Below are 12,226 nucleotides of genomic sequence, written 5' to 3' on the forward strand. Positions count from 1 at the left end.
CATTTCCATATTGACATGGATTCTTAATCGTATTATTATGTGTGCAAGAGCATGAACTTCTGGAAAGAAAGGAGGGTAAAAAATGCAGTTTGACGACGATGTGTTGGAGTGCTTTCTGGAAAATCAGCTGCAGCTTTTTCCCAGGGAGGTTGCAGAAACCCTTGAGGAAGCTGAGCACTTTTTAGACGACTCCATGGCTGTTGTAGTCAACTCTGTTGCAGAAGTGATTCAGTACTTCGAGGATGAAGGCATCGACATTGAGGGTGCAATGGATGAAGAGATTCTGGATGCAGACGAAGTGTTTGACATCGGCGACGGCAGATATCTGATTGTGACAGTCTGAAAGTCAGAGGTTAAAATGACAAAAACGGCAGGAGAGATTCCTGCCGTTTTTATGCGCAGCGCCGAGAGGCAGGTGCGGAGGGAATATGCCGTCATTTTCGCGTATTTTTGCGCTCGATAAAATCCTTGATATCATCCAGAACGGAATGGGGAACGAACAGCTTTCCATAGCCTGAGGCCAGATCCAGGCCAGGTTTGTTGGAGCCGTGAAAATCACTGCCTCCGCTGACAAGCAGCCCATGTCTGGAAGCCAGTGTGCGCATCTGGCGCTCCTCCGTGTCAGAATAGGTGCTGTAAACAGCCTCTATGCCTGCCAGCCCCGCTTCCTGCAGACTGGCTGTCAGCGCCTCCAGCTGCCGGGCATCCATATGGTAGAGAATCGGATGGGCAAGGATGGGGACACCTCCGGCATTCTGTATCAGCTTCACAGCCTGAACGGGGGTGATTTTCTCCCGGGGAACATAGCAGGGCCCCTGATCACCAATGTAGCGGTCGAAGGCCTCTGCCATACTGGAAATGTAACCGTGATTCAGCATATACCTGGCATAATGGGCTCTGGTGATTACCGCGCCGGGAAATTCCGCCAGAAGCGCCTCATAAGTGACGAAAAGGCCTGCTTTCTGAAGCAGACCGCACATTTTCAGATTTCTGGTAACTCTGGAATTCACAAAAGTCTGGAGATGCCTTTGAAAGGCATCTCCGTGATAATCAATATACAATCCCAGGATGTGGATATCTTTTCCCAGATATTCAGTCGAAAATTCGATGCCGGGTATGACTTCCGGCACTTTTTCCGGGGCAGAGAGACAGGCCCGCAGACTTTCGGCGTATCTTATGGCCTCGTCCAGGCCCTCCACTGTGTCATGATCCGTCAGTGCAAATGCGGTCAGCCCCTTTTCCATGGCATAATCCACCAGCCCGGCGGGAGTGAAGGTACCGTCGGAACGATTGGAATGTACGTGTAAATCAACTGCCTGCATCAATATTCTTCCTCTTCCTTCTGAGCGGTAAATACAGTTCGCTTTCTGGCCATTTCGTCGTTTGCCAGATATTCGTCATAAGAAGTAATCTTGTCAATCATGTGTCCGTCCGGCAGAAATTCTATAATGCGGTTGGCCGTGGTCTGTACAAACTGATGGTCGTGACAGGAGAACAGGGCCACACCCGGGAACTTAATCAACCCATTGTTCAGAGCAGTAATGGACTCCATGTCCAGGTGATTGGTGGGCTCGTCAAAGACCAGACAGTTGGCGCCGCTGATCATCATTTTGGACAGCAGACAGCGGACTTTTTCCCCTCCGGAGAGGACTTTCACTTTCTTGACACCGTCCTCACCTGCGAAGAGCATTCGGCCCAGGAAACCGCGCACATAGGTGACGTCCTTTACGGGGGAATAGCCGGTGAGCCATTCGGCAATGGTCATCTCATTGCTGAATTCCTCCGTATTATCCTTGGGGAAGTATGCCTGGGAGGTAGTTACACCCCATTTGTAAGTCCCTTCGTCCGGCTCCAGTTCTCCCATGAGTATCTGGAAGAGAGTGGTTTTCGCCAGCTCCTGACTTCCCACAAAGGCAATCTTGTCATCATGGCCCACCACGAAAGAGATATCGTCAAGCACTTTTTCTCCATTGACGGTTTTGGACAGATGCTCCACTGTCAGAACCTCGTTTCCGATTTCACGGTCCGGGCGGAAGTCAATATAAGGGTATTTGCGGCTGGAGGGTTTAATCTCATCCAGCTCGATTTTTTCCAGGGCACGTTTTCTGGACGTCGCCTGCTTGGACTTGGAAGCATTTGCAGAGAAACGGGAGATAAATTCCTGCAGTTCTTTGATTTTCTCTTCCTTCTTCTTGTTTGCCTCCTTCATCTGGCGTACCAGCAGCTGACTGGATTCATACCAGAAGTCATAATTGCCCGCATAGAGCTGAATTTTGCCGTAGTCGATATCTGCGGTATGGGTACATACCTTGTTCAGAAAATAGCGGTCATGGGAAACCACAATTACCGTATTCTCAAAATCAATGAGAAAGTCCTCCAGCCATGCGATGGCATCCAGGTCCAGATGGTTGGTTGGCTCGTCCAGAAGCAGGATATCGGGATTGCCGAACAGGGCCTTCGCCAGCAGGACTTTTACCTTCAGACTGCCGTCCAGATCCTTCATCAGCGATTCATGAAATTCGGTGCCGATGCCAAGGCCATTCAACACCATGGCGGCATTGGATTCTGCTTCCCAGCCGTCCATCTCCGCAAATTCCGCCTCCAGCTCGCTGGCGAGGATACCGTCCTCATCGGTGAAATCTTCCTTGGCGTAAATGGCGTCCTTCTCCTTCATAATCTGATACAGACGGGCATTTCCCATGATGACGGTGTCCATCACAGGATACTCGTCATACTTAAAATGATCCTGTTCCAGCACGGAAAGGCGCTGACCGGGAGTGATGGAGATGTCGCCCCGGGTGGTCTCCAGATCTCCGGACAGGATTCTCAGAAAAGTGGATTTGCCTGCACCGTTAGCGCCGATGACGCCATAGCAGTTGCCCTCGGTAAATTTGATATTTACATCCTCGAATAATGCCTTTTTGCCAATCCTTAAGGTTACATTGTTTACACTTATCATTTTACATCCTCATTTCCCGCGTCTGCCGCCGGATTTTGACGGACAGGCGTTTCTTTATTTCATTATATCATTATACACAAAAAGCCTGAATTAGCAAGGAAAATCGGGTAAATTTGCCATTAGAATGAACTGTTTACAGAAATGGTTCATCACACGGGGACAGGATACGGCGGTTTCGTGTCCCGGCTGAAGAATGATACAGGATTGGAGAAGTGTATGCTTTGAAAGCCGGAGGACTTGAAAAATATGAAAAAAAGGATTACAGTAGAGAAGGTGTGAGAAGAAAGGATCAGGGACCAATGAAAATACTATTGATACTTTTCATCTGTATCGTTATATTGACAGTACTTTATTTTCTGATGATTATGCCCCGGATGATGTACAAGCCGGATACCTTGCCTTTTACCGGCCGGCTGTATGCGCACAGAGGACTTCATGATAACAGGGCGGGCATACCGGAGAATTCGCTGATTGCTTTTCGGCGGGCGGTGGAGGAAGGCTTTGGCATTGAGCTGGATGTGCAGCTCACAGGGGACGGCATTCCGGTGGTATTCCATGATTTCACTCTGAAGAGAATCTGCGGAACAGAGGGAAAGCCGGGAGAGTACACTTATGAAGAACTTCGCAAGCTGCGTTTGTGCGGAACGCAGGAGCAAATCCCGAAACTGGAAGAAGTTCTGCAGCTGGTGGACGGACGGGTGCCGCTGATTGTGGAGCTGAAAATCGAAAGGACGGATATGTCGCTGTGTCCGGCGGTGGACAGGCTGCTTTCCGCATATCAGGGACTTTACTGTATCGAATCCTTCAATCCGCTGGCTGTATTCTGGTATCGCAGACACAGGAGAGAAGTTGTGAGAGGACAGCTTTCGGATGCCTTTCTGAAAGAGGGAGAATATGTGGGTACCATTTCCTTTCTGCTGCAGAATCTGCTCCTTAACTGGGTGAGCAGACCTGACTTTATCGCATATAACTGCAAATATCCCAAGATACTGTCCAGAAGGATCTGCCGCAGCCTGTATCACAGCAAGGCTGCGGCATGGACGATTCGGAGCAGGGAGCAGCTGGCAGAAGCGAAGAAACATTTTGATATGTTTATTTTTGACAGCTTTATGCCGACAAACCATACCTGCTGAGTGAGGCAGCTGCAGGGAGCATATTTATTCCCGCGAGCAACGAGCCAAGCGGGCATGCTTGCATGCACATTTGGCGACTGCCGCAGGGGTCAAATACCAAAGTGTCCTTTGGACGCTTTCTGCTCTGCAGCGCTACAAATTTGATGCCCCGTTGCTTGCAGCGGGGTCTTTGACACGGGGACATTTCATGGATTATATGCTGTTCCTGAATGTTGTAGGATTGTGAGACAGGACAGCGGAGCAGGATAAGGCTTGTAAGTGCAACGTATGTAAACGCTTACAAGTCATTTTTTGTTGTGCAGTATGTCATCTGCAAATGACGAAAAATGGACAGGTTGCACGAAATTAGAAAGCCCGGTCAAGAATTGCCAAGATATGGGTTGATATTCCTTTGGTAAATTGTTACAATATTAAAAGACTGACGTATATTTGTTTTTTGTCAGAAAGCGGATAGTTTGGTCCGCTTAAGAATTCAAAAGGAAAGGGAGAAAAAAGATGAGAAAATGGGTGTACTTGTTTACAGAGGGGAACGCCGATATGCGGGAACTTCTGGGCGGTAAAGGTGCAAACCTGGCAGAGATGACCGGACTGGGACTTCCGGTGCCTCAGGGCTTTACTATTACAACGGAGGCCTGTACACAGTACTATGAGGACGGAAGAGAAATCAACGATGAGATACAGGCACAGATTAATGAGTATATTGTGAAGATGGAAGAGATCACCGGCAAGAAGTTCGGAGATAAGGAGAACCCGCTGCTGGTATCAGTCCGCTCCGGTGCGAGGGCATCCATGCCGGGTATGATGGATACAATTCTGAATCTGGGTCTGAATGAAGATGTGGTAAACGTTATTGCAGAGAAATCAGGCAATCCCCGCTGGGCATGGGACTGCTACAGAAGATTTATCCAGATGTATTCTGACGTGGTTATGGAAGTGGGCAAGAAGTATTTCGAACAGCTCATTGACGCCATGAAGGAGAAAAAGGGTGTAAAGCAGGATGTGGAGCTGACGGCAGAGGATCTGAAAGAACTGGCAGGACAGTTCAAGGCTGAGTATAAGGCAAAAATCGGCAGAGATTTCCCGGATGATCCGAAGGACCAGCTGATGGGTGCCATCAAGGCAGTGTTCCGTTCCTGGGACAATCCCCGTGCAAATGTGTATCGCCGTGACAATGATATTCCCTATTCCTGGGGTACGGCTGTCAATGTGCAGTCCATGGCTTTCGGCAACATGGGTGACGACTGCGGTACAGGCGTTGCATTTACGCGTGACCCGGCTACAGGGGCAAAGGGACTTTTCGGTGAGTTCCTGACAAACGCACAGGGTGAAGACGTGGTTGCAGGTGTCCGCACGCCCATGAAGATTACGGAGATGTCGGACAAGTTCCCCGAGGCGTTTGCTCAGTTTAAAGATGTGTGCAAGACTCTGGAAAATCATTACAGAGATATGCAGGATATGGAATTTACTGTGGAGCATGGCAAACTGTATATGCTCCAGACCAGAAACGGAAAGAGAACCGCACAGGCAGCTCTGAAGATTGCCTGTGATCTGGTAGATGAAGGCATGCGTTCTGAGCAGGAAGCGGTGGCCATGATTGATCCCCGCAACCTTGATACGCTGCTGCATCCTCAGTTTGACACCGCTGCGCTGAAGGCCGCCACTCCTGCCGGCAAAGGCCTTGGAGCATCCCCGGGAGCTGCCTGCGGTAAAATCGTATTTTCAGCGGAAGATGCGGAAAGCTGGCATGCAAAGGGAGAGAAGGTAGTTCTGGTTCGTCTGGAGACTTCTCCCGAAGATATCACCGGTATGAAGGTGGCACAGGGCATTCTGACAGTTCGGGGCGGCATGACTTCTCATGCGGCTGTTGTGGCCCGGGGAATGGGAACCTGCTGTGTATCCGGCTGCGGTGACATTGCCATGGACGAGGAGAACAAAAGGTTCACCCTGGCGGGTAAGGAATATCATGAGGGAGATTATATCTCCATCGATGGTACCACAGGTAATATTTATGATGGCAGAATTCCCACTGTTGACGCCACTATCGCCGGCGAGTTCGGCAGAGTTATGGCCTGGGCTGACAAATACAGGAAACTGAAGGTAAGAACAAATGCGGATACTCCCGCAGACGCCAAAAAAGCAAGAGAGCTGGGGGCAGAGGGTATCGGTCTGTGCCGTACGGAGCATATGTTCTTCGAGGAAGACAGAATTGCAGCTTTCCGCGAGATGATCTGTTCTGATACTGTAGAGGAGAGAGAGGCGGCTCTTGAGAAGATTCTGCCTTATCAGCAGGGTGACTTTGAGAAGCTCTATGAGGCTCTGGAAGGATATCCGGTTACTATCCGTTTCCTTGATCCGCCTCTTCATGAGTTTGTTCCCACAGAAGAAGCTGACATTGAGAAGCTGGCACAGTCTCAGGGCAAGACCGTTGAGGAGATCAAGAATATCATTGCAAGCCTGCATGAGTTCAATCCCATGATGGGCCACAGAGGATGCCGTCTGGCAGTGACGTATCCAGAGATTGCGAAGATGCAGACCAAAGCTGTCATCCGTGCTGCAATTAATGTGCAGAAAGCTCATTCCGGCTGGAAGACAAAGCCTGAAATCATGATTCCCCTGATTTGTGATATCAAGGAATTAAAGTATGTAAAGAAGATTGTGGTAGAGACAGCAGATGCGGAAATCGCGGCTGCAGGCATTGATCTGGACTATGAAGTAGGTACGATGATTGAGATTCCCAGAGCAGCGCTGAGTGCGGATGAAATTGCCAGCGAAGCTGATTTCTTCTGCTTTGGTACCAATGACCTGACGCAGATGACTTTCGGCTTCTCCCGCGACGACGCAGGCAAGTTCCTGACCGCTTACTATGACGCCAAGATTCTGGAGAATGATCCGTTTGCGAAGCTGGATCAGAACGGCGTTGGCAAGCTGATGGAAATGGCGATTAAGCTGGGCAAGCCCGTGAACCCGAAAATGCATGTGGGTATCTGCGGCGAGCACGGCGGGGATCCTTCTTCCGTGGAGTTCTGCCATAAGATTGGTTTGGATTATGTGTCCTGTTCTCCTTTCCGGGTGCCTATTGCACGGTTGGCGGCAGCACAGGCGGCTATTAACAGTAAGTAATACACTGGAAGCTGCGTAAATAGTAGTTTGATTATTTATACTTATTGGACTACTAATGTCCAATAAGGTACAGGTATGTACAATAGAAAGCGCGCTTTGCGAACTTTCTATTGTCATGAATAAAGAAAAGTCCTCTGTTACTTTATAGAAAAAGTAGCAGGGGACTTTTTTGTGTGCTGTAAAACGCGTGGTTCTGGCTGTCAATGGAGAATATAAGGATTGAAACGAGAAAGGGCATGTTACGTTGACGGGTAGTAACATGCCCCTGATATTTTTATTTTTTTGGTGATTGGTATGGATCATTCATTAGCTTATCAACCCTGGTTTTTATTGTATCAATTCCATTGTCTTTAAGAAAAGTTTTTTTGTCAGAGCTGCAGAGAGACAAAAGAATGGTTCTTTTGAATTTGCACAGTCGAGATTATCGAGATCATCGGGACAGACACGACAGAAGAGGTTGAAGTCTGCAAACGCGTATTTAACAACAGCTATCAATATGCCTACGAACTGAACAGAGAAGAGGGTACGGCTGTATGGATTGAGCATGGCGAAGTTTTCGTTGAAAAGACATCCGGCATCATCTTTCGCCACGCGGCGAACTATGCCAACCAGATAGAACCGAATCTAAGGGTTCAACCGTCGAAATTGCTGAATTATATGAGAAAGCATTTCAATCTGTCATCCGACAGGGAGGTAAAGCTTCTCACACTGTATCTTGTGACCTCCCTGTGGGGGCTTAGAATTAACCATCCCATTCTGGTGCTTACAGGGGAGAAAGGATCAAGTAAGAGCAGCAGTTTTAAAAAACTGGAGGAACTGATCGATCCGAAGTCAAGCGAACTGGGAAGCGGCATTCCAAGAGGCAGCGACGGACTGGAGGTGAGGCTGTATAACGGTTACTTTGTGACATTCGATAACTTATCTTCCCTGAGCCGTAAAATATCGGATATTCTTGCAGTCGCAGTTACCGGAGGGAGTTTTTCAAAGCGCGCATTATACCGCAATGCAGATGAAATCGTTCTGGACTTAAAGGCGGTGGTTGCGGTCAATGGGGTTTCATTAGTCGCGAAAGAAAGCGACCTGTTAGACCGTTCTGTTATTCTCACATTAAGAAGGATTACTCCTGATAAGGTTCTGACAGAAGAGGAACTGTGGGCGGAGTTTGAAAAAGACAGACCGGAGATGCTCGGAGCCTGCTTCAATGTTTTGGCGGCTGCACTGAACGATACGGAAGAGGTCCGGATCAGAAATAAGATAAGAATCAGCGCACACTGGACGAGGATGTTGTTGCCCTGTGTGTCATAGAACTGATGCAGGGCAGGAAAGAATATGTAAATTCCATGTCCGGATTACTGATCGATCTTCTTGATGTTGCAGACAGCAACGGTATGCCGTCAACCGTGATTCCAAAGACGGCAAACAGAAATCAAAAAAGTTAGCGAAAGTTGCGACAGCAGAAGAGTGCTGATAAACACACCAGCAGAGATAAACTGTCGCAACTTTCGGAAAAAATTTAGAATTATTATTTTATGCCCTGTCAGTCTGAACCAGATACGGAAATATATATTATATCCATGATGACTGACAGGTGATAACTTCTCGGAATCTCAATGAACGAGATACCAACCGAAAATTGACAACTGAATATCGTGCAGGAAAAGAAATTAGAGAAAAATGGACATAAACATTGGACATAGCGGGTACTATGCCTTGAAAAATCTTATGGAATCGCTTAAGATATCATTATTAGGCGGTCAATCCTAATAATGATTCTTGTTTTGCCGGTGAACAAGGGTGTTCACAAAAGCAGCCACGTTTCCGGTTTGATTTCGGGCGCCGGTATTTTGCCTGATGTTTGGCAGCTTCATATCCATCTTTATGCATACGTAAGCCCAACTTACAGACAGGGACCCCATCGTCATCGATTGTAAAATCGTCCTTATAGGTAAAATGCCCGGTATGTCCGGGATTGAGGTCGATAAACGGTGTGATATGTTTCCGTCTGCAGTATTCATAAACAGGGTAAGCGTCGTGTGCAGAATCCAGAAGGAGCTTTTCAATCTGGAATTCCGGAAGATACGCTTTCATGGTGAAAAAAGAATGCAGGAAGGAAAGCATGTCATGCCGGGAGGCCCGCTCTAAAAGCGGAAACACAGGGAGGTCGCTGAAGGAATCGGAAGCCACATACATGTAGAGGTGGTAACCGAAAAAATAGGATCCCCTGTGAGAGTCCCATCCCCAGTTACAGTCGGGCTGAGAATAATGGCGTTTACAGTTACAGGAAGAACAGCCATTACTGTAAAATATGCGGCGAATATAAAGCAAATGAGAAATTTTCAGGGAAAGGCCATGCAGCCCATATCTGCAAAGCCTGCTCCCGTTTAAGTGCTGCGGAAAAAGCGGCAGCAATGGATATGAGCCGTTTAATGGACTTTCCCATGCGGCGGCTTTCAGAGAACGAGAAGAAATGGCTGAAAACCAAAATGAAGGATGACTGCCCGGAGGTGGCGGACACGGCCAGGGAGATTTACAACGTATGCTTTCCCTATGCAGAGCGCAATGCCATAAAAAAGCAGCTTGTCATCAATACGCTGTCTTTTGGGGTACATACAGAGGTTTACGATGAATACGGCAATATGGAGCTGGTAGATCGGCATTTTACCATTGACCGGAAAAGCCGTGTGCTTACCATGACGGATTTTCAGACAGAGGGTGTGGAGCAGTCTGTCACGTTAGAGGGCGGGCAGATGGCGAAGCTGCTACGGTATATTGTGCATACATTGGAAATTTTTATGTGGGAGGAAGACTATTCCACTATATCCGAATGTCAGGTGAAATTAGACGAGCAGATCTTTTACCGTATTGTCGAGAATATCTTTTCTAATGCCATTCGATATGCCAAAAGCAAGGTGAATTTTGGGTACTCCCTTACCGATGGTATGCTTATGATAACCATATCAGACGATGGCAAAGGTTTTTCAAGGGCAATGCTCCGTAAAAAGAACACCTTTCTTTATTCTGAGGATAAAACGGGAGAGCATATGGGCCTGAGATTGGCTACAAGCCGTGTCCTTAGCCAGAAACACGGCGGAAGTTTAGAACTTTCAAATATTGCTTCTGGTGGAGCTTGTGTAACAATTAAACTTGCAGTCCACAAAATGGGTTGATATTTTTATTGGAGAAAAAAGTGATTGGCAAAGAATCAAATCAAGATTTATTTTGGAAGAATTGAAATGGATAAAAAAGAACGATGAATAGGATAATCGGAATTTTAGGAGGTAATTGAAGATGGATGAAATAACGGAAACAAAATGGAAAGTCTTAAATAGAGATACAATTAAATACATAGCCATGTTCACGATGCTTTTAAATCATATCTCAAAGATATTCATGGAAAGTGGTAACTTTGTATCAGAAGTTTTTCTGAATGTAGGGTATTTTACAGCTATTATTATGTGCTATTTCCTTGTTGAAGGGTATCAATATACTCATTCAAAGAAAAAATATGCCTATAGGTTGATAATATATGCTTTGATTTCTGAAATACCATATTGCCTTGCTTTTACGGAAAATGGAGTATTGGAGTTCTGCGGGCTAAATATGCTTTTTACATTATTTATATGTTTTTGTATTCTTTTTGTAGTAGAAAGAGTTAAACATACGCCATTGAAAGTTGTCTCTATTTTAATTCTAATCTTACTTTCTCTTGTTTCAGATTGGCCTTTGCTGGCTCCAATATTTACGCTCTTGTTTATATGGGGAAAAGATTCAAAAAAGAAGTTAAAAGCCGCCTTTGTAATTTCAATTATATTGTTTGGTATGTTTAAGTTTGTAGGTGGTATTGGAAGATTTCCTCTAAATACAAATATTCTTTATGCGTTAGGTCGTATTGTAGGAGTAACTCTTGCAGGAATTACTATCATCTATTTTTATAATGGTAAACGGATGGAACGGGGAAAGACATTTTCTAAATGGTTCTTTTATTGGTTCTATCCGGTTCATCTCTTCGTGTTAGGTATAATAAGAATTTTGCGGCTATAATACAACTTCCCATTTGTCGGGAAGTTGCAGAGAACATAAAATGATGATTTGCAGGAGGAAGATATGGTTGGTATGAAAAAAATAGCAAATGAGAAAATAGTTGTTCTCTCCGACATACATGGTAATTACATAGCGTTCCAAAAGTGCCTGGAATATGTTTTGGGTATGGGAATCCGCGCATTTATTTTTCTGGGGGATTATTTGGGGGAATTTCCCTACCCGCAAAAAACGATGGAAATCCTATATTCTTTGAAAGAAAAATACACCTGCTTTTTCTTGCGAGGAAATAAAGAAGACTACTGGATCAGCCGGAAATACGATAAAAATTGCGTATGGAAAAACGGAAATTCAACAGTAGGCGCAATGAAGTACTGCTATGAAAACCTGACGGATAAGGATATTGGTTTCTTTGAAAGTCTGCCACTCTGCCGTGAAATCACATTTGACGGGGCAGGCTCAATCCTGGCGTGCCATGGTTCGCCGGATAAGAATAATGAAAAAATGTTTCCGGATGGTGAAAATACAAAAGGGATCATGGAAAGGTGTGCAGGGCAGTATATTCTATGCGGGCATACCCATGTTCAGGGAAGCTTTTCCCATGAAGGAAAGATTTTGTTAAATCCCGGCTCGGTAGGCGTTTCTTTATATAGCGGGGGAAAAGCCCAGTTTATGATTCTGTACCAGAACGGGGAAGAATTGGGGCATCAGTTTATAAGCCTTGATTACGATAAGAAAAAGGTGATAAAGGAAATGGAAGAATCGGGGCTTTGGGATGCGGCACCGTATTGGTGTCGGGTGACAAAATACGGGATGCTTGCAGGGGAGATTTCCCATGGAACGGTATTGGGCAGGGCAATGGAGCTTTGCAGGGAAGAAACCGGGAAATGCGACTGGTACAATATCCCCGAAATATATTGGGAAAAAGCCGTCCAGGAGCTTTTGGGATGCTAAAATTTGTTGCAAAACAGATAAA

The 12,226-nt window shown here is 46.3% G+C and carries 10 protein-coding genes; 7 read left to right on the forward strand and 3 right to left on the reverse strand.

Annotation, left to right across the window (positions count from 1 at the left end):
- Positions 1–82: 82 nt before the first annotated feature.
- Positions 83–343, forward strand: a complete 261-nt coding sequence (locus NSB25_RS16495; protein WP_103240577.1) for a glyoxalase — start codon at positions 83–85, stop codon at positions 341–343.
- Positions 344–434: 91 nt separating this feature from the next.
- On the opposite strand, the gene NSB25_RS16500 is transcribed toward NSB25_RS16495, so the two are convergent.
- Entirely contained in the window at positions 435–1,322 is an 888-nt protein-coding gene (locus NSB25_RS16500; protein ID WP_103240576.1) for a PHP domain-containing protein, read from the reverse strand.
- Positions 1,322–2,959, reverse strand: coding sequence for an ABC-F family ATP-binding cassette domain-containing protein (locus NSB25_RS16505; RefSeq protein ID WP_103240575.1), 1,638 nt, complete (start codon positions 2,957–2,959; stop codon positions 1,322–1,324). The genes NSB25_RS16500 and NSB25_RS16505 overlap by 1 nt, the downstream gene beginning before the upstream one ends.
- Positions 2,960–3,258: 299 nt before the next feature.
- Between NSB25_RS16505 and NSB25_RS16510 the strand changes: the two genes are divergently transcribed.
- Together NSB25_RS16510 and ppdK are read left to right on the forward strand one after the other, a co-directional pair.
- The gene (locus NSB25_RS16510) at positions 3,259–4,092 is read left to right on the forward strand and encodes a glycerophosphodiester phosphodiesterase family protein (RefSeq protein ID WP_103240639.1); all 834 of its coding nucleotides are present in this window, start codon (positions 3,259–3,261) and stop codon (positions 4,090–4,092) included.
- Positions 4,093–4,587: 495 nt separating this feature from the next.
- Complete coding sequence (ppdK, locus tag NSB25_RS16515; protein WP_103240574.1) at positions 4,588–7,212, forward strand: pyruvate, phosphate dikinase; 2,625 nt, start codon at positions 4,588–4,590, stop codon at positions 7,210–7,212.
- A gap of 327 nt (positions 7,213–7,539) precedes the next feature.
- On the opposite strand, the gene NSB25_RS16520 is transcribed toward ppdK, so the two are convergent.
- On the reverse strand, positions 7,540–7,803 hold the full coding sequence (locus NSB25_RS16520; RefSeq protein WP_146040090.1) for a hypothetical protein: 264 nt from the start codon (positions 7,801–7,803) through the stop codon (positions 7,540–7,542).
- Between the two features lie 66 nt (positions 7,804–7,869).
- Between NSB25_RS16520 and NSB25_RS16525 the strand changes: the two genes are divergently transcribed.
- The 4 genes from NSB25_RS16525 to NSB25_RS16540 all read left to right on the forward strand — a co-directional run bounded on the left by NSB25_RS16525 (position 7,870) and on the right by NSB25_RS16540 (position 12,204).
- Positions 7,870–8,517 (forward strand): hypothetical protein, encoded by a 648-nt coding sequence (locus NSB25_RS16525; RefSeq protein ID WP_146040089.1) that lies wholly within the window; start codon positions 7,870–7,872, stop codon positions 8,515–8,517.
- 1,109 nt (positions 8,518–9,626) lie between these two features.
- Positions 9,627–10,379 (forward strand): ATP-binding protein, encoded by a 753-nt coding sequence (locus tag NSB25_RS16530; RefSeq protein WP_242982483.1) that lies wholly within the window; start codon positions 9,627–9,629, stop codon positions 10,377–10,379.
- Between the two features lie 121 nt (positions 10,380–10,500).
- Complete coding sequence (locus tag NSB25_RS16535) at positions 10,501–11,253, forward strand: TraX family protein (RefSeq protein WP_103240571.1); 753 nt, start codon at positions 10,501–10,503, stop codon at positions 11,251–11,253.
- Between the two features lie 72 nt (positions 11,254–11,325).
- Positions 11,326–12,204 (forward strand): metallophosphoesterase family protein, encoded by an 879-nt coding sequence (locus NSB25_RS16540; RefSeq protein WP_103240638.1) that lies wholly within the window; start codon positions 11,326–11,328, stop codon positions 12,202–12,204.
- Positions 12,205–12,226: the final 22 nt, after the last annotated feature.

Source organism: Acetatifactor muris (genome assembly GCF_024623325.1).
GTDB classification, from domain to species: domain Bacteria; phylum Bacillota; class Clostridia; order Lachnospirales; family Lachnospiraceae; genus Acetatifactor; species Acetatifactor muris.

Bases quoted from the DNA above. Each gene is read 5' to 3' on its own strand.
- NSB25_RS16505 (WP_103240575.1), bottom strand. From the start codon at position 2,959: ATGATAAGTGTAAACAATGTAACCTTAAGGATTGGCAAAAAGGCATTA.
- NSB25_RS16540 (WP_103240638.1), top strand. From the start codon at position 11,326: ATGAAAAAAATAGCAAATGAGAAAATAGTTGTTCTCTCCGACATACAT.
- NSB25_RS16535 (WP_103240571.1), top strand. From the start codon at position 10,501: ATGGATGAAATAACGGAAACAAAATGGAAAGTCTTAAATAGAGATACA.
- NSB25_RS16525 (WP_146040089.1), top strand. From the start codon at position 7,870: ATGAGAAAGCATTTCAATCTGTCATCCGACAGGGAGGTAAAGCTTCTC.
- NSB25_RS16510 (WP_103240639.1), top strand. From the start codon at position 3,259: ATGAAAATACTATTGATACTTTTCATCTGTATCGTTATATTGACAGTA.
- NSB25_RS16495 (WP_103240577.1), top strand. From the start codon at position 83: ATGCAGTTTGACGACGATGTGTTGGAGTGCTTTCTGGAAAATCAGCTG.
- NSB25_RS16500 (WP_103240576.1), bottom strand. From the start codon at position 1,322: ATGCAGGCAGTTGATTTACACGTACATTCCAATCGTTCCGACGGTACC.
- NSB25_RS16530 (WP_242982483.1), top strand. From the start codon at position 9,627: ATGAGCCGTTTAATGGACTTTCCCATGCGGCGGCTTTCAGAGAACGAG.
- ppdK (WP_103240574.1), top strand. From the start codon at position 4,588: ATGAGAAAATGGGTGTACTTGTTTACAGAGGGGAACGCCGATATGCGG.